This window comes from Methanofollis sp. W23 (genome assembly GCF_017875325.1).
GTDB lineage: Archaea > Halobacteriota > Methanomicrobia > Methanomicrobiales > Methanofollaceae > Methanofollis.
Genome location: NZ_JAGGMN010000001.1, coordinates 1,176,179 through 1,198,669, shown reverse-complemented (window position 1 = coordinate 1,198,669; position 22,491 = coordinate 1,176,179). Strand labels below are relative to the sequence as shown.

Sequence of the window (22,491 nt, the reverse complement as noted above, 5' to 3'; positions counted from 1 at the left end):
CATGGACGCATACATGGATGCCGCACGCGGGAGGGTGACCGCAGGCCAGGTCTTCACCCATCTCTCTCTGTACAACCCCTTCACCTGTTCCTGGGAGGAGACCTCTTTTGCAGTGAAGGACGGGACGGTCGTCGGGATGGGCGAGGGCTACGAAGGGCTGGAGACCGTCGACCTCAAGGGCGCGAAGGTCGTCCCTGGACTCATCGATGCCCATGCGCATATCGAGAGTTCGATGCTCTCGCCTGGCGAGTACGCACGGGTGGTCCTCCCGCGCGGGACGACGACGGTCGTCGCCGACCCACACGAGATCGCCAATGTCTCAGGCACGGAGGGGATCGAGTTCATCCTTGCAGAGGGTGCGCGCTCCCCCCTCTCGGTCAAGGTCACTCTTCCCTCATGTGTCCCTGCCACACCCCATGACGAGGGCGGGGCGGTGCTCACGGCTGAAGACCTTGCGGAGTTTGTCGGGAGAGAGGATGTGGTGGGCCTGGGCGAGATGATGAATGTCCCTGGCGTCCTGAACGGCGACCCCGAGGTCTGGAAAAAACTCGGGCTCATGCAGGTCAGGGACGGTCATGCCCCACTCCTCTCAGGAAAGGATCTCAACGCCTACGTGTTCGCCGGGATACAGAGCGACCACGAGTCTACTTCGCTTGAAGAGGCAGAAGAGAAACTCCGTCTCGGGATGTACATCATGATCAGAGAGGGCTCGACCGAGAGGAACATCAGAGCCCTTGCCCCGCTGCTCACACCCTGCACTTCGTCGCGTTGTTGTCTGGCGACCGACGACCGGCATGCCGATATGCTCGTCTCTGAGGGGCATATCGATGACTGCATCAGGAAACTGGTGGGGTGCGGGGTGTCTCTGGAGGTAGCGCTCAGGGCGGCGACCCTCTCCTCTGCCCAGCGTTTCGGGCTGACCGACCGGGGTGCGATCGCCCCTGGCCGACGGGCTGACTTCTGCGTGCTCAAGAGTTCGGCAGAGTTCGAGGTGGCGGCGACCTATGTGCGGGGTGCACGTTACCAAGACCCTGGCTACCAGGCGCCGGTCTCCCCACCGCCGGTCTTCAGGTGCCGCCCGCCCGCCCCCGACGAGGACCTCAGGATCGAGGGCGAGGGCGTTGCCAGGGTCATCGGGCTCAACAAAGGGCAGGTCGTCACCGACGACCTGCGGATGAGGGTGACTGCGGTCCCCGACTTTGAGCAGGACGTCCTCAAGGTGGTGGTCTGCGACCGCTACCGGCACGGGGGGTGCGGGGTCGGCCTGGTCCATGGTTTTGGGATGAAAGAGGGAGCGATCGCCGCGAGCGTCTCCCACGACACCCACAACATCATCGCTGTCGGGGTCTCTGACGAGGAGATCTGCCTGGCGATCAGGGAAGTGATCGCCCACCAGGGCGCGGTGGTCGCGGTGCGAGGCGAACGGGTGACGGCCCTCCCGCTCCCGTGCGGGGGGTTGATGGCGACCGAGCCCTACTCCGAGGTCTGCGAGATTCTTTCGGCCCTCAAGGAGGAGGCCGGGGCGATGGGGGCGGTCAGGAATCCGTTCATGTACCTCTCGTTCCTTGCCCTCACTGTGATCCCGCACCTGCGGGTGACCGACCGCGGGGTCTTTGATGCGGCGGCATTTGCCGACGTCCCCCTCTTCTGTGAGGATGAGTAGATGGACGAGCATATCATCGAGGCCGCCGGGAAGACGCGGGTCGTGGTGAGGGACGGGAAGGTCGTCGAGGTGGGCGAGCCCGTGATCAGGTCGTGCCCGCTCGCGGAACGTTTCTCGTCCCCGGTCCGGGAGATGACGAGAGAGGAGATCAAGAAGAACATCGAGGCGCGGATCCGCGGTTTTGGGATGTGCACGCCGGCGCGCGAGGTGCTTGCCGACCCCGACTTCGTCCTCTTCGGGGCCTCGGAGTTGATGAGCGCGGCGGTGCGGCGCGGCGATCTCGACGCTGCGGTCATCGCCTGCGACGGCGCCGGGACGGTGCTCGCCAGAAATCCGCGGCTGGTCCAGGGGATCGGCGGGCGGATGTCTGGGCTCGTGAAGACCTCGCCCATCCCTGCGGTGATCAGGCGGATCGAGGAGAACGGCGGGACCGTGCTCGACCCGGCCACGGCGCGGATCGATCCGGTCTCCGGGGTCGAGGCGGCGGTGCAGGCCGGGCACCAGGCGGTGGCGGTGACGGTCGCCTCCCCCGCGGTCGCCGTCGAGGTGAGGAGGCGCTATCCCGATGTCCTCATCGTGGGGGTGCACCTCACCGGTCTGTCGGTCGATGAGGCCGAGCAGATGGCGGCGGTGGCGGACATCGTGGCGGTCTGCGCCTCGCGGCACCTCCGCGAGGCTGCCGGGCGGCGGGCCCTCCTCCAGGCCGGGACTGCGGTCCCGGTCTTCGCCCTCACGCAGAGGGGCAAGGAGATCGTCCTGGATAAGATCAGGGAGACCGACCGGCAGGTGGTGGTCACCGGCGGGACGCTCCCGGTCGCGGGGCCGCGGGGGCCCGAGCCCCTGGTGTGACCTGGGGCCTCCGATGTTTTGGCTCTGGAGAAACCCTCACCTATTCCTGATGTGCGCGTGACTCAACCTCCTTTCCCCATCATCTCACCGGGGGCGCTGCCCCCGGACCCCCAGGATGAAGATTGAGCTGGGAAGGCATATTCGTACTCCCTGAAGAGGGATTGCCCCGTCCTCGACCCATCGTGGGGCAGGGGTCCGGGGTGCACCCCCCGGCGCGACCGAGGCGGGAAGGCATATGATCAGAAGGCCACTCTGACAGATCTGTAAGGTTCTCTACAGAGTCGAAAACTCATTGATCTGTCTGTGTGGACTTCAAGTGTCGCTGTCCCCACTAATTCATCGAAACTTAAAGATCGTCCCGCTGTGTAGAAACCCTCCCCTCTTCTAGGTGCAATTGTGACTCAACTGCCTTCCTCAATGCTCGCGCCGGGGGACGAGTGCCCCCGGACCTCCGAAAGCAAGATCGAGCACGGAAGGCAGAATCGACGACCACGACGAAAGAGGTTGGCGTCCTCGACCAAAATCGTGTGGTGGGGGTCGGGGGATGCACCCCCTGGCGTGACCGAGGCGGGAAGCCATGTGATCAGAAGCCACCCTGACCGATCTTTATGGGTCTCTACAGGGCCGAAAACTCATTGATCTGTCTGAGTGGACTTCAGGTCATCGCGGTCCTGATTATTTCCTCCTATCCCCTTACCTTGATAGAGAAAAGGACGGCGTATCTCAAGATCGTCCTCACTGACACGGCGAAACCCTTCCCCAATCTCGGACTTGCTGACGCTTGTTCCCCCACGAGAAGAGGGTGGAGAAAGAAGGCAGACTCTACGTTCTTGGGAGACTGATCGACTCTTCTGAATGATCGGTCTCTGTCCCTGGACCCTCCGGGTGGAAGATTGAGCCGGAAAGGCACCCTCAACAGGCATGAAGAGGAAAACGCAGTCCAGTGTCTATCTTCGTGCGTAGGGTCGGCGGGGGGCACGTCCCCCACAGAGCGGCGACGGGTTCATACCCTCTGGGTGCATGAAGGGATATGATAGACGATGAAGGGGGATGAAGGAACCCATACACTTCTCGTCGAGCGCGACGAGGACTTCCTCGCCGAACTTTCCGAGTATCTTGACGTGCTCGGGAGCGGGACGCGCCTGAGAATCCTGAAGGCGATCGAGCGGCGACCCAAGGATGTCAGGGAGATCTCGCGCGAGATCGAGACGAGTTATGAGAACACCAAAAAACACCTCGACAGACTGCTCAGGATCGGGGTGGTCAGGAAAGAGGCCGGGATGAGCAGGCCGACGGCAAAAGGGGTGCACCCGGTCTGGAAGTATTCGGTGGTCCCGGGCGGGATGGAAGGGATTGTCAGGAGCCTCAGTCTCTTCGGCAATGTCGGACTCATGCCCGCCGACGCTGCGCTTTCAGAACGGATTGCCGCGGTGCAGGGGCAGGTCTCTGAGGAACTCGCAACGGCCGTGCCGGTGCTGATGCTCCTTGGCGGGCCTGACGACGGGAAGGTCTTCCCCCTCCATGGGGAGCGGGTTGCTGTCGGTCGCGAGGATCCGGGCGGGGAGGGCGGATACGACCGGGTGGTCGACATCGTCCTCGCCGAACACTACGCCGCGGTGACCAGGGTCACGCACCCGCACGCCCTCTTGTCGCTGGAGGAGGGTGTCTGGTACCTGGAGGACTGCGGGAGCACCGGTGGGACGGTGCTCAACAGTGTGCCGCTTGAAGGGAGAGAGAGGGTCGCCCTCAGTGACGGAGACCTCATCGGTCTCGGGAAGGGCATGAAGGGCGCCCGTCTCGTCGTCACCCTGCCAGGGGCCTGAGGCGGCGGGGTCACCTTCCGTCGGTTTCATACCCTCGTCTCCCCATATTTTTTTCAGGTCAAAATACCTCCCCTCTCCGGTGACATGCATGCAATCCCCCGAGCCCCTCTCCCTCTGGTGTTTTCTTCTTTTTTTCCTCGTCGGAGTGGTCGCCTCGGTTATGGGAGCGACTGAGGTGATGATCCCGGTCGAAGGGCCGCATCCGGATTTCCAGGAGATGCAACATTCCTGGCGGGGGGGCAATGCCACCGGGGACGAACCCGGCTTCCAGGCGGCGAGGAGCGCGATCCATCCGGCGGCACATCAGGCCGCCATGACCGCGACGGTGATGGCCTTCTTCACCGCACTCGTGAGCGGCGGTCTCTCCATCCTGGTTGTCGCCGTGCTTTTTGTCCTCGGGAGGGATCCGTCTCGTGGCTACCGATACGCCTTCCCCGGATGGGCTTGCGCCCTCTTCACAGTAGCGTACGGTATTCTCGGATCTTTCTCCGCCGTCTCCGCTATCGGCGCCCTTTCGTCATTCAGTGTAGTGGCGACAGGCCCGGTCACCGGTGGAGGGCGAGCGCCTGATCTGGCAGTCGCCATCATGGGTATCTGCCTTGTCTACCTTGCCTTTTCCTCCTTCGCCCTGGCGTATGCTTCGTTCAGGCGTGTCCCGACGGTCTATCTTCTCAGGGCCCATCCGTTTCCGGCGCTGGGCCTCCTCCTGGTCGGTCTGATCGGAATCATGCCGCTCTTCCGCGGGTCGGGCGGTGATCTCCTTCTGGTCCTGGTGCTCGTTGCGTCCGCACTCCTTCCGGTTCTCCAGATGCGGAGTCTCACCGTTGCGGAACGAGGGCCTATGACCATCACCGGCGGCGGTGACGAGGGGCCCCTGACGATCGTCGGGGACGACGAGGCGGTGGCCACCGCTGCTCCGTCCTCGGGTTTTCCCGCTGGGCTTGCGGGCCGGTACACCGACGTGATCTACATCGGCAGGGGTGGGAACGCGAAGGTGTTCCGTGCGGTCCGCCGTACCGACGGCGAGGTCGTCGCGGTCAAGATCCCCCTGGGGACAGACGAACTGACTGGGCGCTACTTCCTCAAGGAGATGCGGATCTGGGAGGGGCTTGACCACCGGAATATCGTGAAGTTGTACGCCCTCAACATCCTTCCCGTCCCCTTTGTCGAGATGGAGTATGTGGAGCGGTCGCTCCAGGAGATCGAGAAACCGGTGAGCCCGGCGGAGGCCGTAAAGATCGCACAGGGAGTCGCTGCGGGCCTGGCATATGCCCACGAGAGGGGGGTGATCCACCGGGATATCAAACCGGCAAATATCCTTCTTGCACCAGGAGGGGTTCCAAAGATCACCGACTGGGGTCTGAGTAAGGAGATGGCTGATACCGGGATAACCGGGGTGATCGCCTTCTCCCTGGACTATGCAGCCCCAGAACAGGTTTCGCCCTCAAAGTTCGGGCCCCTCGGGAGAGAGACCGACATCTTCCAGTTTGGGGTGGTGCTGTATGAACTCCTCACCGGCAGGCGTCCGTTCACGGGTGAGGGGATCGGCGAGGTGAGTATGGCGATCCTCACCGCCGACCCGCCGCCGCCTTCGGTGATGGATCCCTCCCTTGCCGGATGGGACCGGGTCGTCGGGAGGTGTCTGGCAAAGGATCCTGAGCGGCGGTATCACACGGCCGCTGAACTCCTCGACGCCCTCGACGAGGTCGAGGAGAAGGGGTGAACTGTTGGATGTTGTGGATCGATCCTGAAGTGAAAGCGTGATGATCCGACGTGCCACTCCCACGGAGAGAGGATATGCGGGGGCGGCAATGAAGTGGTGGTTTCATCTGGTGTCTTGCTCCGAAGAGGGAGCAAGGATCCACACGCCGGAGACCAAATAGAATTTTCATTCGGCATGTCTGAGGCGTGCTTTCCCCTCATGAAAAATTACTATGAAAATGATCCTGACGATCCTCTCTTCAGGTTTGTATGAGAGTTTGAACTCGCCATATCTCGTTGAAGCCGATACGCAGAGGATAGAAAGTTCCTCAGCGTGATCGGTCCTCTGCCTTCCCGATCCTATCTTCATCCCCGGGGTTCGGGGGCAGCGCCCCCGGTGCAAGGGTGTGGGAAGGCACGTCGATCTGATCGGCCGCCCCAAATCGTCGAATCTTCACCGCTGTCTCGCGCCGGGGGGTTTTACCCCCCGGACCCCCCACGGACCGAAGATTGGTGGGGCGGCTAATGGAACATGATCTCCATCGATTCTCCTCTCTTGAAAAAGAGCGATCAAGCGACGAGGAATTTTCATCCCGTATGCTTGAGGCGTGCTCTCGCCTCATGAAAAATTCTACAAATCATATCGTTGAACCAACCGGTTCAACCGTTGCACTCCGGGTATTTCGGGAATATTTATCCACACCTGCCGAGTGGTGATCAGGGTGCCTTCCGGCACCGAATATCCAGAGGAAAAACATGAGAAAGATCGGCATCATCGGAATCATATGCCTCTGCTGCGTCTGTGCGTTCTTCGCCATGCCGGCGAGCGCATTCTTCGGCGGAGGATCCGGCGACGCCCCTGGCATGCATTATGCCCGGGGAGGGGCGCCGGGCGTTGTATGCGAGGAGAACAGATTCGGCGGGCACGGGTTTGGTGCGGGCAACCACGGCGCATACCCTGCGGCCCCGGTGCTCGGCGCTCTCGATGAGAGCGGGTACGACACCTCGGCGCTGACCGCTCTCCTCAAGACTGCGCAGGAGGCTCGTGAGCACGGAGACTGCGAGACGGCATTCGAGACGATGCAGGAGTTCAGGACCGAATTGCAGGCCGCCCTCGATGAGAGCGGGATTGCCGCAGGGTTCGAGCGGTGCGGTTTCCAGCACGGCCGGTGCGTCAGGTCCGCGTGAGAGGGAAAGCCCCCTTATTTTGGCCCTGTAGAAATCCTCACTTTTTTTGGTTCAAGTACGATTCAACCGCCTTCCCCATCTTCTCGCCTCCTTCTCCTCACGCCACCAGTCCAAGGGCCATCATCACTCCCACGATCACGGGCTGGTGGACGAGATAGATGAAGAGCGAGTTCCTGCCAAAAAGCGAGAGGAGGTCCGCCCACCAGTGGTGCACCTCAGGGACACCAAACCGCCTCTTCCCGTCAGGGTACAGCCAGAACCCGATCGCCATCCCGATGAGGGCGACACCGAGCCAGGGGATGACCGGGACATAGTCGACGCTGTAGAAGGAGGCCGGGTGGACCCCGAGCCAGAGGAGCCAGTACGGACCGTTGACCCCGGCGAGAGGGACGGAGGCGAGGACGACCGTCGCTCCGATAAGGAAGTTCCAGAGTCCGAACCTGAGAAAGAAAGGGGCGACGATGATGGCAAATCCGATGAGGTGGAGGATCCCGAAGACCACGAACCCGTCGCCGAGGTAGAGCCAGGTGGCGAGGGTGACGAGGAGACCGTACAGGAAGATCTTCCCGCCACGTCGTGCATAGTCGGCCCAGAGTGCCTGCCCTGAAAGCCTGTCTTTTCTTCTTGCATAACTGATGGGAAGCGAGAGCCCGGCAAGGGCGATGAAGAGCGAGGCCGTGGCAAGGGCAAAGGATTTCCAGACGCCGGTGTGCACCTCGACGTCGGCGATCCCGAAGAAGGAGAGGTCGAAGAGGAAGTGGTAGAGGACCATCATCAGGATCGCCACCCCGCGCAGGAGGTCGATCTCCAGGAACCTGCGGCCCGCGCTATGGGTGGAGAAGATTCCGGTCACGAGGTCCTGGACCCGGGTCTGGTGCGGGTGCGGCATATCTGGAGTGAGAACTATACACCCCAAGAGGTGATGACTCTTTTCACGCCGCATAGAAGAGAAAAAGTCGGCCCTGTGGGACTCCTCGCTCATTCTTGGTGTGAGGGCGATTGGATTGCCTTCCCATAGTCTCTTGCCCGGGGGGTTGCCCCCTGATCCCCTGGGCGGAGATCAGGACAGGGAGGCATATTCGACGTTCCTGAAGAGGGTGCTCAGGGCCCCGAGCGATCATATTCGAGGGGGTTCGGGGGGCGGCACGCCCCCCGCCAGAGAGAGGCATCCAGAGGGTTTCTACAGAGCCCATTTTTATTCTTTTCTTTGTCAAGAGATTTTCCTGGCGACGACATATGGAATAAATAATATATATCGTCGATCGAATGGTCGATTAGAATCCTGCTGAGTTGGTGGTGAAATATGATTCATCTGCTGTTGGTGGACGACGAACCCGCGATTTTAGAGGTGGGGAGGGAATTTCTTGAAGACCAGGGGGGATTCTGTGTCGACGTGGCGGGGTCGGCCGAAGAGGCGATGGCCTGTCTCAGGTCCCACAGGTACGATGCCATCGTCTCGGACTATGAGATGCCCCAGACCAGCGGGATCGCCTTTCTCAAGGCGGTCCGCCGTCTTTTCCCAGGGATGCCTTTCATCCTCTTCACTGGAAAGGGGCGGGAAGAGGTGGTGATCGAGGCTCTGAACAGTGGTGCAGATTTTTATCTCCAGAAGGGGGGAGATCCAGTCTCCCAGTTCACCGAACTGGCCCACAAGGTCAGGCAGGCGGTGAACAGGAGGTGGACCGAACGGGCGCTGCGGGAGTCGGAGAAAAATTACCGGGAGTTGGTGGAGAGTCTCCCAAACATCCTCTTCAGGGCCGACCGGGAGGGAGAGATCACCTATCTCAACAAGTACGGACTTGCCGCACTCGAGATGAGCCGTGAGGAGGTGATCGGCCAGAAGTGGGACCTCTATCTCCACCCTGACGACCGGCAGGCGGCATGGGAGCGGGGGAGCGAGATGGTCAGGACCGGTGAACCAGTGATCAATTATGAGACCAGGGTTCTGCGGCAAAGAGACAGGGAAAAGGCGTTCCCCGTCCTCCTCACTTTTACGCCGCTCTGGGATGGGGACGGCCAGTTCGTCGGTCTTCACGGGATCGCCGTCGACATTTCTGAGAGAGAAAAGGCACAAGAAGCCCTCATGGAGGCGGAGACCAAATACCGGGTCATCGCCGAGGGGATCTATGACGGCGTCACTATTGGAGAGAGGGACGGGACGATCACCTTCGCATCCCCGTCGATGGAGCGGATCATCGGATACACGCCTGAAGAGATGGTCGGAGAGTCATACCCGTCCTTTGTCGGGGGTCCAGACCTTGAGAGGATCCAGGAGCATTTCAGGAGGACGCTTGAAGGGGAGTTCTTCGAGGGGTTGCATGTCCGGGTGGTGCAGAAGAACGGCGAGTGTGCCGACCTCGAGATGAACGGCGGTCCTGTCTTTGACAAGGAAGGGGGGATCTGTGGCGCCCAGAGTATCATGCGCGATGTCACCAGGCAGAGACAGGCCGAGCAGGCACTCAGGGAGAGCGAGGAGCGTCTGAATGTCACTCTCCGTTCGATCGGGGACGGAGTGGTCGTGACCGACGAGATGGGGCGGGTGGTGATGCTCAATGCCGTGGCCGAGGGGATGACCGGGTGGATCGAGAAAGAGGCGCTGGGCCATCCCCTCGACGAGGTCTTTGTCATCATCAACGAGAAAACCCGCAGGACGGCCGAGAACCCGGTGACGCGGGTGATCGAGACCGGGCGGGTGGTGGGTCTGGTGAACCACACCGCGCTCATCGCGCGAGACGGGAGCGAGCGGTTGATCGCGGACAGTGCCGCCCCGATCAGGGACCGGGACGGCAGGATTGTGGGGGTAGTGCTCGTCTTCCGCGATGTGACCACAGAGAAGAAGGCCGAGGCCGAACGGCTCAGGCTTGCGGCCATCGTCGAGTCCTCAGAGGACGCGATCTTTGGGACTGACCTGGAGGGCGTGATCACGAGCTGGAACTCTGCGGCAGAGACAATCTATGGGTATGCCCCTGACGAGATGATCGGCCGTCATGTCTCGATGTTGGCCCCTGAGGACCGGAAGAGCGAGTTCATGGCGGTCGTCAGGCGGATCAGGAGGGGCGAGACGACCGAGCATTACGAGAGCAGGCGGAGGAGAAAGGACGGGAGGGAGGTCGAGGTCTCGATCACGATCTCGCCGATGAGGGATGAAGACGGGTCGGTCACCGGGTTCTCGGCGATCTCGCGGGACATCACCAGGCGCAACGAGGCGGTGCGGGCGCTGAAGGAGAGCGAGGAGACGATGAACCTGGTCATCTCAGGGGCCAACCTGGGGGTGTGGGACTGGAACCCGTCCTCAGGGGAGTTGCTCTTCAACCAGATCTATGAGCAGATGCTCCGGTATGACCAGGGCGAACTGGAGAGAAGTGATCGGCTCTGGGACGATCTCATCCATCCTGAGGATTATCCTCGTGTCCAGGAGACCTTGCGGGCGCATATTGACGGGATGATCCAGTATTATCATGTCGAGTTCAGGATGAGGCGGGGAGATGGACGATGGGCATGGGTGCGGAGCCAGGGAAAGGTAGTGCAGAGGGACGAGCAGGGCCGGGCGCTCAGGATGACCGGGGTCCACCAGGATATCACCGAGGTCAGGGGGTATGAGGAGGCGCTGAAGAAGGCGAATAAGAAACTGAATATTCTCAACGGGGTGACGCGGCATGATATCGTCAACCAGATCGTGGCATTGCAGGGTTACCTGTATCTCATCGGGCGCTCGGCCGGGGCGGACCGTGCCCTTAGCGGGCGGGTCAGTTCATGTATGGACCTGACCGACAAGATCAAGCGGCAGATCCTGTTCACGCGTGACTACGAGAATATGGGCGTGAAGGCTCCTGAGTGGCAGGGACTGGAGGAGGTGGTGCGGCAGGCGGCCGGCGACCTGGGTGTGAATGGGGTCGCGCTCACGGTGGAGACCGGGGCGCTGGAGGTCTTTGCCGACCCGATGCTCCAGAAGGCGGTCTTTAATTTGTTTGAAAATTCGGTGCGGCACGGTAACGAGGTCTCGGAGATCAGGGTCTCGTTCAGGGAGAGCGAGGAGGGGGGTGTCCTGGTCATCGAGGACGATGGGGCAGGGGTGCCGGTCGAGCATAAGCCCCAGATCTTCGAGGCGGGGTTTGGGAAGAATACGGGGTACGGGCTCTTCCTGGTGAGGGAGATCCTGGATATCACCGGGATGACGATCGCCGAGACTGGTCGGGAGGGGGAGGGGGCGTGTTTCGAGATCGCGGTGCCCGAGGGGTTGTTCAGGTCCAGGATAGGGCGGTGAGGACGGCCCCGACGGCCGGGGGGATGACGAGGTTGTCGTCGACTGGCGAGAGGAGTTCGGCGAGCATGGCGGTGGCTGCGGCGATGAGGGCGGCGAGGGGAGGGAGGAGGATGAGGAGGACGGCGGCGAGTGCGAGGAACCCGCCGGCAGAGCCTTCGAGGGTCCGGCCGTTGACGAGTGGGTGGCGGCCGAAGGTGAGTCCGGCGACGGTGGCGACCGAGTCGAGGACGGCAAGGGAGAGGACGGCGATGAAGGCGGTGGGGGGGTCGTAGAAGATCGAGGAGAAGAGGGCGGCGGCCACGAAGTATGCGGCGCCTTTTCCAGGGATGGTCTCTTTGCGTTCGAAGGCCTCGACGATCGCGGTGAAGAGGGGGACGTGGCGGCCGTGGAGGATCGCTTCGCTGATGATGAGGCCGGCGATGAGGAAGGCGGCATAGATTTTGGGGGCAAGCCCGGGGATGGGGATGAGGAGGACTGCGGCGATGCCGAGGCCGAAGATGAGGTGGACGGCCTGGCGTCCGAGTTCGCGCATGCGGGAGGATGGGCAGGGAACGTGATAAGTCTTGTCTGGAGGGGTGGTTTTCGATGGGTTAATGCCTCATCTGGGGCAAAAGAATGGTATGGAGATTGAATACGAGGAGGTGGTCTGCAACCACTGCGAGGGTGCGGGCTGTATGTACTGCGAGAAGACCGGGAAGGTGCGGGTCAGGAAGCCTGCCCGGCGGTGTGAGGAGTGCGGGGGGGACGGGTGTATTTATTGCGGGTATACCGGGTGGGCCGGGGTGAAGGGGAAGTACGACTGATCAGGGGCGGCGCTTCGCGATGAGAAGGGCGAGGGCGGCGGCCGCGGCAAGGCCTGGTGAGGGCGTGGTGGTGGCCGGGGTCTCCGGGGTCTCGGTCTCTTCGACCCGGGTCGTCGGGGTCTCTTTGGGTGTCTCGTCGGGTCCGTCGATGACGAGGCCAGGACGCCTGAGGCTGACGGCAAGGGTGGAGTAGGTCGCGTCGCTTGTCCCGAGGTCGTTGTGCGCGGCCGGGCGGTCAGAGGCGTAGACGGTGTAGGTGCCTGGATCGATCCCGAGGCCGGCGGTCTTCCAGCGGTATCGCCACCTGCCGTCGTCGCCGGCGGTGACGGTGGTGAAGGTCTCAGGCTCGCCGGTTGCGACGGCGTCGAGGTGCACGAGGTCGACGCCTCCGGCCGGGAGGTTTGGGCCGGTGAAGAAGAGGTAGACGGTCTCCCCTGCGGGGGCCGTGCCGGTGAGCGTCACTTCCTCCCCGAGGACGGCGCCGTGGGTGATGGCGACGAGGGCGAAGGCGAGGAGGAGGGCGGCGGGTCTGCGGTGCATCCGGGGCCCACGATTTTTTTCAGAGAAGGTTTGCATAGACGATGCGGTCGGTGACTTCGGTGAACCTGGTGGTCTCGTCGGCGGTGAGCGGGACTTCCCTGATCTCTTCGATCCTGAGGTCGACGGTGCCGTCGGCGTATTCGGCGACGATGGCGAGGTGGCCGGTGACGGGATCACCGAAGATGGCCCTGAGGTCTTCGTCACTGTCGAGGTCTTCAATGATGGCGGCAAGAGTCTCTAGCCTGATGCCTACTCGTTTCACGACATGCTCCCCCCCTGTGTCTGCGTGCCTGATCGATCTATCATTTCGTCTCCTCTATATAAAACCGGATGGTTCCCTGAAGAAAGGTTGATGTCGATTCCATTCAGATATCAAACGGATCTGAGGCGGCATGATCGACGGGTGGATGAGGGAACGGACAGAAGGGATGCTTTCGCGGGTGGCGGCGGTCATCGGGAAGACCGGGGTGACGCCGAACATGCTGACGGCTACAGGGCTTGTCATTATGGTCGGTGCGGCGGGGCTCATCGCCATGGGGCATCTCCTGGCCGCGGGGCTGGTCCTGGGTTTCGGCGGGGTTTTTGACGCACTCGACGGTGCGGTGGCGAGGACCAACGGGCAGGCCAGTCGGTTCGGGGCGTTCTTCGACTCGGTCCTTGACCGGTATGCCGAGGCGTTTCTCTTTGGCGGGGTTTTTCTCTATTGTGCCGGGGACGAGACGGCCCGGGTGCTCACCTTCGCGGCGCTGGTGGGGTCCCTGATGGTGAGTTACACCCGTGCGCGTGCGGAGGGGCTGGGCGTGGAGTGCAGGACCGGACTTTTCACGAGGCTTGAACGGATGCTTGTCCTCATCGTCGGGCTTCTCACCGGTCTCCTGGTCCCGGCGCTCTGGGTGCTTGCGGTCTTCACCAATCTCACGGCGGTGCAGCGGATGTGGCATGTCCGTATGGTGACGAGGGGGGAGTGAGCCCCCTCGAAATCGCGCCGGTTTCCATGCGTTCCTGGGCCTCCAGGATAGGCGTTCATGGGGTCTGAGGGGCCATAGCCCTACGCGCAGATATCACTCAAGGGCATACGGATCCACTCGATGATTTTTCCTTTATTGCATGATCGCTCTTCATTTTCCCGTCTGATCTCGATCTCCCCGTACCGGGCCCGGATCGCCAGGCATGATCCCGGATCCATGGGCGATATGGCCGTATTTTTCCCTGAGAGACGGGTGGTCTTCTCACCGGATCCAGGGGGGGTGGCAGGTGCGCGAATTCGGGATGCCGAAAAATCGCGCCGATTTCCTGCCATTCTCACGCCTCCAGGACCGGCGTTCGCCGGGCGAGTGGACCCATAGTATCTCTGAGGCTCATATCTCTCATATGCATGCGGATCCGGTCCATGGTTTTCTCTTTATTGTGCGATCCGCCCTCATTTTCTCCTTTGTTCCCGATATCGCCAGATCGTCCCTGGATCCGACGCCCCGCCCCTGGATCCAGGGGCAATATGGGCGTAGTTTCACATGAAGGAGGGCGGGGGTCCAGGCCAGCAACCTGGCCCATTGCCCTGCGACTCCTCTCATGAAGAGGGGGAGACCACACTCGTGTGGCGTGTGCCAGACCGGGTGCGGGGGCGTCCGCACCTGGAAAAAAGATCTGGAGAGGTTCTCGCGACGGCGTTCTCTGGTCGGCGTGCGCTCCTCAGTCCCATGATAAAGGCAAAGCCAGCATCCTCCTCTCCTGGAACTTCGAGACTGCCTTCCCTGATCGATCTATCTCCTGGGGGTTCTGGGGCGGAGTCCCTGGCGCGAGTGACGGGGGGAGGCGTTGATGCACACGTTCTCTTGCAGGAGGCGAGGATTTTTTCAGGGAAAAAAAGATGATAGGAGGTAATGAAATGAAACCGCTGCCCCCCAGGGCCCAGCGGTGGCGTGATCCCACCAAGGGTGAATGGTTGAACCGATGAAACTATGTGTGAGGGGCAGACATCTCTAAAATATAATTCATGACCATATAAACCTTTTGATATAGATTTTAGAGGATAGTTGCCCCCCCGCCTCCGCCAGGCCCCTCGGGCCAGGACAGGCCGCGGTCGCGGCCGGTTTGTTCACGCCGGCGGGAAGGTCGCGATGACCCAGAGGTTGTTGACGAACGGCAGGAGATAGAAGGCGCACGCCGCGGCGATGCAGTACACCCCTGCCCCTTCCACGAAGCGCTCGGCCGCCCCTGCGAGTCCGACCACCACCCCGGCATAGGTGAGTTTGAGCAGCAGATGTGCCGGAGGGCATGCCGTCACGCCGGTCATCACCGGGTTGCCCTCATAGCCGATCCCCTTCCCGACCGCATAGGTGGTGGTGACCACGTCGCAGACGAGGAGGGCGACCAGGCAGAGGAGAAGAATTTTTTCGGTCAAGGTGAACGGGCGCGGGAAGACTCCCGCGCCCAGGGGAGTCCTGTCCCCCTGGTCCCGGCATGCAAAGGGGCGGCGGCGGAGGGTGTTCTCCAGGCCCCCGTCTTCACGGGCGCCTCCCTCCCCCTCGCACCTCACGCACCGGTCCCAGGGCGGCATGGATTTTTTCGCTCCTCAGTGGTCAACCAGGTTAGAAGTTCTTGGTGAGGAGGAGGGCCTCTGAACCGTCAGAGAATTTTCCAGCGATGGTCAGTTTGCCTGAGTCTCCATACTTATTATTGGTACCATCATAGTCGATGGTGATAACATCACCTGGAGCGAAGTCTTTGTCAACAACTCCAGTAGTTATCGCTGATCCCTCCCCATTATATGTAAGTGACTCAGTATTCTTGCCATCCCACTTCAATGTAAGAGATTGAAGTGCGTTGAGGTCAGATCCCCCTACAACCGTGACCTTAATTTCTGTAAATTCTTTAGAATCATCAGTGACGATACTTTTCTCAGCCGTCATCGTGACCGACTTCGACTCAGGGATCGCGTCGGCCTGGCCCATCACGTACATCCCGACGACCGCCGCGAGCACCACCGTGATCGCGACCATCAGGATTACGCCGATGACCGGCGAAACGGCCTCTTCATGCATTTCTTTTTGTGAGTTCATCGAGTTTCACCGCCCCGTGCGGGGCATAGGATCAGATCTCGCACAAAAATATAAACATTTCGATATGCTTTGGAGAGCTCCTCTGGCAAATTCGAGATCTAAAACCCCAAAATACCGTAAAACCACACCATATTGATCTGAAGATCGAAATAGATCTCGAAACGCGTTTCGGAGGTTTTTTAACCTTAATCCACAATCTTTCTCCTGTCGGCAGGACTTCGGCGACCCACTCCCTCATCGACCCAGAAAATCCGCGGCCAGGTATTGTGCATCCAGGCAACTCACCAGGCGCCTTGACCGCCCTGGCCCCCCAGCAACCGGCCCCCGACTTACCTCCCGGGTGCCGGAGAATGAGATGATGTACCACCTCGCCGGGGCCTGCCGCGTCCTCCATGCTGCAACTCGTAGCCCACAGACTACAGAGATAAAATTACAACCACAAAAACACCCCTACAACGAGGTACGGCGGCGGGACATGACAGGGAGAGACCGCCGTACTCTCCTCGGTGCCATGCGCAGGTGCGAGGACTCAAACGTTTTTCTGCCCGGCGGGTAGGCCCGGTCCTGAGTTCTGTTCAAAATTGTGTACTGCGTGTATGGGTGAGCATATCCCAGAACTCTCGGGGAGGAGAAGAGACGATCATGAAGAGGGGAGGTCGCCTCTTCGTAGCGCACACATGCATCCATGGCCTTCCCATATCCTCGCGCCGGGGGCGAGTGCCTCCTTGACCCCCACTGATGAAGATTGGCCGGGGACCGCACCCTCTCCACCACTATCTCTCTCGATCTTCAGAGAGAAGCAGGAGAGTTCTGGGATAGCCTCAGAGAGATGGACCCTTCCGCCCCATGGAGAGGCATTTTTTTCTTCGCACCTGGTTTACCCCTGGAATAAAACGCATATGCCGCGTCTGATCAGTCGACCAGGCATGCGTGCCAGGTTTCCCCCCTTCATTTGTACGTTCCCCCCCTACACCTGGCCGCCATGGGTGCCGGGTGTTCCCTGGATCGTATGCAAAATACCAGGGGGAACTGTACACACTTCTCTCTCTGTACTCCAGTACCAAAATCACGTCAGGACTGAGGTTCTTTCCGGGCCGCCATCTTCGCGCCCGCCGGGTGCGAACCAGGCGCGAAGGTGCGAAGGTGACGAGGTCAGTCAGGGGCGGCGGCGTCGATCCAGAGGCCTCCCTGTCCGCTCGCGGGAGACATGGTTGAAGACCGGGAGACACACACCACCCGAAGAAAAAAGATCGCCCACACTTGGTCCGCCACCCTCCGGTCCCCGACCACTCGCCCTCTCCGGGAGTCCCGGGGCACTCGTCCCCCGATGGAGGTGAAGGATCTACTCACCAGAAAAAAATCCTCTTGCTCTCTCTCAGGGCCGGGCGGTTGCACCCCTCGGACCCCCCACCACACGATTGGTCGAGGACGGCACCTCCCTCTTCATCTGGTATGATCTCACAGTAGTCCTCCGCCACAAAGACCGGAAGACACACACCTCCCGAAGAAAAAAAGATCGCCCTCACTGATCCACCGCCCTCCGATCTCCGACCAATCGCTATCGCCGGGGGACCGGGGGCACTCGTCCCCCGGCGGAGGGCAAACGATCTACTCGCCACAAAGACCAAGAAGACACACACCACCCGAAGAAAAAAGATCGCCCTCAATGATCCACCGTTCTCTGATCCACGACAAATCGCCATCGCGGGGGTTTGGGGGCACTCGTCCCCGGGCGGGGGGGGGAACGACTCACTCACCACGAAGAACTATGATCACTCCCACCAATCCGCCGCCCTCCGGTCCACGACCACTCGCCCTCGCCGGGAGTCCGGGGGCAGAACCCCCGGCGGAGGGTGAGAGACATACTCGCCACAAAAGTCCCCCGGCGCGGTCGCGGCAGGGAGGCGATCGAGAGAGCCCCTCGTGAGAAATAGATCAGGCCCCCTCCTGGGCCAGGAAACGAAGAATCGCCTTCACCTGATCTGTTGGCCTGCGCTCCTCTCACCCTGCCTCGCACCCGGCCCCCCACCCCTCAACCATCGCTCCCATTCGCCGCCGCAAATCTGGAATTATCATGAAAGATAGTCAATAATCCGGCAGATTCAATTCAAAACGACTATAACTCCCTCGGCCAAACGCGAAGATACCATTATGCAGACCAAGATGATGATGTACCGCGAATCCATCAAAGAATGGTACGACGGTGAGTTCAGGGAATGCATGCGCAATGTCAACCTCTACCATGCCGTCATGCTCAATGTGCGCGGCATCAGCGCCGAGGCGATCGAAGTTCGAGAACTCTTCTGAAATCATACCCCAGGAAGAGATCCTGGTTTTGCAGACCTCTTCCAGGGAAATTGCACCATGAAGGGGAGGGAGGGCGTTGGTGCCCCCCCTCTCTGTCTTCACCGATTCTGCCCCCAGGCATATGGGGGAAGACGATAATCAGGCGCGACTCCAGGAGATCTCAGGTCTCTTGGCCCTGCAGAACCCCTCCTATTGTGAGGGGATATGTGTCGCCCGCCAAAGATACCCGTCCAGAGGATTTTTACAGGATCGGTCTCTCAGTTCTCCTTCCAGACATCGACAGGGGAGCAGGGACGCCGACCAATCGCGCTTCGTCACTCTGCCCCTCCTCTTCACCCCGGAGAAACAGACTGGAGCGGCCCCGGTCACCTTGCAATGAGCGCAAAGAGGATACGGGCAACCCCGGCCGGAGTGACCCTGACGCCAAGGCGCGAAGTATCGACCTCATCGATCCACGCAGGCGACGGACGGCGCCCGGCCTTCATCCTCTCCAGGAGAGTGCGCTCCCCCTGCATCCCCGGGAAGGCGTCGAGGACCGCCTGCGTGTAGCCCGCAGGGTCGTCGAAGTGGTCGAGGAGAAGACGGGCGGAAAGGAGGGCAGGAACGATCCCGTCGCCGACCAACGGATAAGTACACCCGATCGCCTCGCCCACCCCGCAAACATTTCCAGAGACAAACGGCTGCGCCCGGTACGGCGACGTGACCCGCAACCTGCTCCTGCACCCGCAGTGCGCCTCGCCGTCCAGATACCCGGTCTCCCCGATGAGCCCGGCGGGGTCGGCGAGATGGCTGAGACACCCGACATGCCGCTCGCCGCCGCCGAGCGGGAACGACCAGGCATACCCGCCATGGACATACCGCACCGACGGGAGGGAGGGCGCCCGGTCCCCGCCCTGCACCCTGAACTGGACGCACCGGCAGAAGTCGTCCCCCGTGATCGCCGGGAGATAGGCCCGTGCCGTCCCGGTGGCATCGATGACCCGGCCATATTCCGAAAGGTCGGGCCTCCCTGTCCGCACCCCCACCTCGCCCCGCAGGTCGGCGAGAAGCGCCGGTTTATGGATCGTCATCAGGTCGGCCTCCAGGCGCTGCTCCTGAAGGAAGAAGGCGTCGAAGTGCTCGATCACGTATTTTTCGGGCTCAAGCCCCTCGGCCTCGAGCACGGCCGGGAAGTCCCGTGTCGCCATCCAGGCACATGGAGACGCCCGGCACGCCGTCTGTGCCGGGAGGTCATAGAGGTCTACCACATATCCTGCATCAGAGAGCCGGGAGGCAAGAAAACTCCCGGCCACACCTGCGCCTGCCACGGCTATTTTCATACTCCCCATGTGCTCTGCAAACCTCCATCAACCTTGCGCCGGGCAGGTTCTGCATCCTTGACTCGGCTCTGTAGAAACCCTCACGTATCGTGGGGAGAATGCGTGTCTGTCATCCGCCTTCCTACCCCTTTGGCCGGGGGCGAGTGCCGCCGTCCTTGACCTATTATCGTGTGGCGGGGGTGCGGGGTGCGCACGCCCCCCGCCAGAGAGCCCCACCCAGAGCATTTCTACAAAGCCCTTGACTCTCTAAAATCCCATGGAAAAAAGGAAGGAGTGACCACCCGACGCTGCCCGGGCACAACTCCTGATGTACAGAATGAGCTCGAGGGCGCCTCCACCCCCCAGAGAGTTATCGTGCCGCCCCACCACTCACTCATGGGTGTGCCGATGGTGGAGGTCGGGGGCGTGCGAGTGGTCGTGGACCATTGCTTCATGCCGGTGAGGATGCGAGTGGTAACCCTTTGCATCGAGCGCCGGGGTGCCAGGCGGATGCGGGTGGCCGTCATGATGGAGGTCGTCGTGCCGGTGCCGGTGCTCGTGGACCATCACCTCGTGCCGGTGAGGGTGGGAGTGCTTCTCGGTGATGAGAAGCCAGGCACCAAGGGCCATCACCAGCAGAGAGACGAAAAAGGCAGGTCTCGGTTCCTCGGTGAAGAGCAGGAACGAGACGAAGACCCCGAAGAACGGCGAGGTCGAGACCAGGGCGCTCGTCCGCGCCGACCCGATCCCGCGCAGCGCCATCAGGAAGAAGACGCTCATCATCCCGCCATAGCCCAGGAACCCGATCACCATCGCCGCCAGACAGGTGGCCGGGTCCGGGATCGCCTCGCCAAGGAGACGGGCGATGACGAAGGTGACCGCCCCTGCCCCAAACCCCTTGATCATCACGATCGGGATCGGGTCCTTTGCCGAGATCTTCTTGCTGAAGTTGTTGTCCATCCCCCAGAACGTGCAGGTCAGGATGACCCCGAGCGCCCCGAGCGAGAGCCCGAAAGGCTGGTCAGGGACGTACGAGAGGATAATGCACGAGAGCGTGATCAGGGAGAGCGCGGCCCACATCCGCCTCCCTACCGGCTCACGATACCAGAGCACCGCGATGATCGTCGTGGCCACCGCCTCGAAATTGAGGAGCAGCGACGCCGTCGCCGCCGGCGTCTGGGCCAGGCTGATCATCAGGGTGACCGGGGCGAGGATCCCACCGAAGAAGACGACTCCTGCAAGCCAGGGCAGGTCGGCCGGGGCAAGGGCGGCCTCGATCCCGTCGCGTCTGCGACCGAGGAGGGACCCCCCGAAAAGATAGAGAAACAGACCCGTCCCGCTCCCCAGGAAGAGGAGCGAGGCCATCGTGATCGGCCCCACGCCATCGAGGAGCAACTTCGAGAACGGCGCCGTGATACCGAAGAGGAACGCTGACGTCAGCCCATAGAGGATGGGGAGGAGGTTTTCGCGGGTCATGGTAGTCTGAGATTGAATATACTGGTTGGCCCTGCACGCAGTTATAGATACAGGCCCGGAAAAGAGCGCCATGGCTCATCTGTAAGATTTCATAAAAGTGAGTGCGAGGGGAGCGATTCGAACGCTCGAACACCTACGTGACAAGGCCCTCAACCTTGCGCCTTTGACCTGGCTCGGCAACCCTCGCCTGTTACCCTATAAAGAAGGATATCAAAGTAATTGAATCTATCGCCCAATTATGGCCATGCAAACCCTCCCTTTCACCCCGACGATCTGAAAAACCAGAGAACTGCCCTGGATCAGGTGCCACGCGCAGGGGCCCTGACCCGAAGGATAATATCGATGCATGCGCGTACTCTCTGGTGATTATGTGGGCAGCACTCATGCAGGAATTTGCCGATTCGCCCGCGCAGGCCAGAGTCGTGAAATTTCTCCTTGAAAACGGCTTTGGCGTCTCGGAAAAAGGGCGTATCACCTGCAATGACATCGAGATCCCGGCCACTCATATCGCGCGCGTCATCGGGATCGACCGGCGGGTCGTGGACGCCACGGCACGCCGTATCCAGGGTATGGACTGGGCCAGGAAGGTCTTTTCTTCCATGCGAGCGACCCCCGACCTCTCCAAGGTCGCCGAAGCCCTTGGCCTGACCGTCATCACCATCCTCCCAACCGACGCCCACGAAAAAGGGATCGTCGGGGCCGCGGTGAGGGTACTCTCTCGACATGACCTTGCGATCAGGCAGATCTTCGTGACCGATCCGTACTTTGCCGAGTCGCCCAGACTGGTCATCATCCTTGACGAACCCCTCCCATTCGGGGTGATCGAAGAACTGCGGTCCCTCCCCCAGGTGCAGAAACTGGTGATTTAGTCGCCGACCAGGAACAAAAGATCATCACGAGAATGTAGCGGGAAAAAAGGCCTCTGCCCTCTCGCACAAGAGTATGGCAGGAATTAGAGGGGACGCTCTCGACTCCGCCTTCCCGGCACTCATTTTTCCATAGGGGACGAGCGAGAGCGAGAGCGAGTTTGAAAACACGGGGAGAGATTCCTGATGAGAGAGATCTTTGATTTTTGCGGTACCAGGAGAGTGTGAGAAGACTCGCAGGTCTCCGAGAGACTGCCCCTCAAAACACAGGGAGAACCCCTTCGCAATTATGAGCGCGAGTGCCGCCCCCCCGACCCCCGTTGATGAAGAGTGGCAGGAGTCCGCATCCCGTCTTCACGATCATCACTCTGCCTTCCCACCCCATCTTCATCCCAGGGGTCCGGGGGCAGCGCCCCCGGCGCGGGGGTGGGGGAAGGCAATGCATGGACCCCGCAACGAAAAGGGGAGGATATTTTCTCCACATCCACCGCTATCTTCTGAGAGGGGAGGACTGAAGAGTTTTGGGAGGACCTCAGAGGATAAAAAAATTCTTCTGATGGATCTGCCGCCTCTGATCATCGAATTCCACCGTCATCTCGCGTCGGCGGAGTTGCACCCCTGGACCCCCACAGACTGAAGATAGGTGGGGGCGGC

19 protein-coding genes and 1 tRNA gene are annotated in these 22,491 nt (G+C 61.2%); 11 read left to right on the top strand and 9 right to left on the bottom strand.

Features of this window, described 5'->3' with window-relative positions:
- The first annotated feature begins 1 nt into the window (after position 1).
- From ade to J2129_RS04980, 5 genes are all read left to right on the top strand, one after another.
- Positions 2-1,663: an adenine deaminase gene (gene ade / locus J2129_RS05000; RefSeq protein WP_209629822.1), complete on the top strand. Its 1,662-nt coding sequence runs from the start codon at positions 2-4 to the stop codon at positions 1,661-1,663.
- The gene (locus J2129_RS04995) at positions 1,664-2,512 is read left to right on the top strand and encodes a methanogenesis marker 8 protein (protein ID WP_209629821.1); all 849 of its coding nucleotides are present in this window, start codon (positions 1,664-1,666) and stop codon (positions 2,510-2,512) included.
- A 1,040-nt stretch (positions 2,513-3,552) separates the two neighbouring features.
- Positions 3,553-4,335, top strand: coding sequence for an FHA domain-containing protein (locus J2129_RS04990; RefSeq protein WP_209629820.1), 783 nt, complete (start codon positions 3,553-3,555; stop codon positions 4,333-4,335).
- A gap of 88 nt (positions 4,336-4,423) precedes the next feature.
- Positions 4,424-6,058, top strand: coding sequence for a serine/threonine-protein kinase (locus J2129_RS04985; RefSeq protein WP_209629819.1), 1,635 nt, complete (start codon positions 4,424-4,426; stop codon positions 6,056-6,058).
- A gap of 734 nt (positions 6,059-6,792) precedes the next feature.
- Entirely contained in the window at positions 6,793-7,224 is a 432-nt protein-coding gene (locus J2129_RS04980; RefSeq protein WP_209629818.1) for a hypothetical protein, read from the top strand.
- 97 nt (positions 7,225-7,321) lie between these two features.
- Here J2129_RS04980 and J2129_RS04975 read toward each other — a convergent pair whose 3' ends face one another.
- The gene (locus J2129_RS04975) at positions 7,322-8,140 is read right to left on the bottom strand and encodes a heparan-alpha-glucosaminide N-acetyltransferase (protein ID WP_245320629.1); all 819 of its coding nucleotides are present in this window, start codon (positions 8,138-8,140) and stop codon (positions 7,322-7,324) included.
- A gap of 387 nt (positions 8,141-8,527) precedes the next feature.
- Between J2129_RS04975 and J2129_RS04970 the strand changes: the two genes are divergently transcribed.
- Positions 8,528-11,488: a PAS domain S-box protein gene (locus J2129_RS04970; protein ID WP_209629817.1), complete on the top strand. Its 2,961-nt coding sequence runs from the start codon at positions 8,528-8,530 to the stop codon at positions 11,486-11,488.
- On the opposite strand, the gene J2129_RS04965 is transcribed toward J2129_RS04970, so the two are convergent.
- Positions 11,466-12,020 (bottom strand): hypothetical protein, encoded by a 555-nt coding sequence (locus J2129_RS04965; RefSeq protein ID WP_209629816.1) that lies wholly within the window; start codon positions 12,018-12,020, stop codon positions 11,466-11,468. The two genes, J2129_RS04970 and J2129_RS04965, sit on opposite strands and share 23 nt — an antisense overlap.
- A gap of 88 nt (positions 12,021-12,108) precedes the next feature.
- Here J2129_RS04965 and J2129_RS04960 point away from each other — a divergent pair, with 88 nt between their 5' ends.
- Positions 12,109-12,291, top strand: a complete 183-nt coding sequence (locus J2129_RS04960; protein ID WP_209629815.1) for a hypothetical protein — start codon at positions 12,109-12,111, stop codon at positions 12,289-12,291.
- Here J2129_RS04960 and J2129_RS04955 read toward each other — a convergent pair whose 3' ends face one another.
- Both J2129_RS04955 and J2129_RS04950 read right to left on the bottom strand, forming a co-directional pair.
- Complete coding sequence (locus J2129_RS04955) at positions 12,292-12,831, bottom strand: hypothetical protein (RefSeq protein WP_209629814.1); 540 nt, start codon at positions 12,829-12,831, stop codon at positions 12,292-12,294.
- Between the two features lie 19 nt (positions 12,832-12,850).
- A complete protein-coding gene (locus J2129_RS04950; protein ID WP_209629813.1) occupies positions 12,851-13,093 on the bottom strand; it encodes a hypothetical protein in 243 nt (80 codons plus the stop codon).
- A gap of 130 nt (positions 13,094-13,223) precedes the next feature.
- Here J2129_RS04950 and J2129_RS04945 point away from each other — a divergent pair, with 130 nt between their 5' ends.
- Positions 13,224-13,799, top strand: coding sequence for a CDP-alcohol phosphatidyltransferase family protein (locus J2129_RS04945; RefSeq protein WP_209629812.1), 576 nt, complete (start codon positions 13,224-13,226; stop codon positions 13,797-13,799).
- A gap of 1,127 nt (positions 13,800-14,926) precedes the next feature.
- Here the strand turns inward: J2129_RS04945 and J2129_RS04940 are convergent.
- Together J2129_RS04940 and J2129_RS04935 are read right to left on the bottom strand one after the other, a co-directional pair.
- Positions 14,927-15,388 (bottom strand): DUF5658 family protein, encoded by a 462-nt coding sequence (locus tag J2129_RS04940; RefSeq protein WP_209629811.1) that lies wholly within the window; start codon positions 15,386-15,388, stop codon positions 14,927-14,929.
- A 31-nt stretch (positions 15,389-15,419) separates the two neighbouring features.
- A complete protein-coding gene (locus J2129_RS04935) occupies positions 15,420-15,890 on the bottom strand; it encodes a type IV pilin N-terminal domain-containing protein (RefSeq protein WP_209629810.1) in 471 nt (156 codons plus the stop codon).
- Positions 15,891-16,245: 355 nt separating this feature from the next.
- Between J2129_RS04935 and J2129_RS04930 the strand changes: the two genes are divergently transcribed.
- Positions 16,246-16,446: a hypothetical protein gene (locus tag J2129_RS04930; protein WP_209629809.1), complete on the top strand. Its 201-nt coding sequence runs from the start codon at positions 16,246-16,248 to the stop codon at positions 16,444-16,446.
- Positions 16,447-18,041: 1,595 nt separating this feature from the next.
- Positions 18,042-18,197: a hypothetical protein gene (locus J2129_RS04925; RefSeq protein ID WP_209629808.1), complete on the top strand. Its 156-nt coding sequence runs from the start codon at positions 18,042-18,044 to the stop codon at positions 18,195-18,197.
- Positions 18,198-18,562: 365 nt separating this feature from the next.
- On the opposite strand, the gene J2129_RS04920 is transcribed toward J2129_RS04925, so the two are convergent.
- The 3 genes from J2129_RS04920 to J2129_RS04910 form a co-directional block, all read right to left on the bottom strand.
- Entirely contained in the window at positions 18,563-19,516 is a 954-nt protein-coding gene (locus J2129_RS04920) for a hypothetical protein (RefSeq protein WP_209629807.1), read from the bottom strand.
- A 369-nt stretch (positions 19,517-19,885) separates the two neighbouring features.
- On the bottom strand, positions 19,886-20,971 hold the full coding sequence (locus J2129_RS04915) for a DMT family transporter (protein WP_209629806.1): 1,086 nt from the start codon (positions 20,969-20,971) through the stop codon (positions 19,886-19,888).
- 102 nt (positions 20,972-21,073) lie between these two features.
- Positions 21,074-21,158: transfer RNA gene (locus J2129_RS04910), tRNA-Leu, on the bottom strand.
- Between the two features lie 181 nt (positions 21,159-21,339).
- Here J2129_RS04910 and J2129_RS04905 point away from each other — a divergent pair.
- Positions 21,340-21,840: a regulator of amino acid metabolism, contains ACT domain protein gene (locus J2129_RS04905; protein WP_209629805.1), complete on the top strand. Its 501-nt coding sequence runs from the start codon at positions 21,340-21,342 to the stop codon at positions 21,838-21,840.
- The last annotated feature ends 651 nt before the right edge of the window (positions 21,841-22,491 follow it).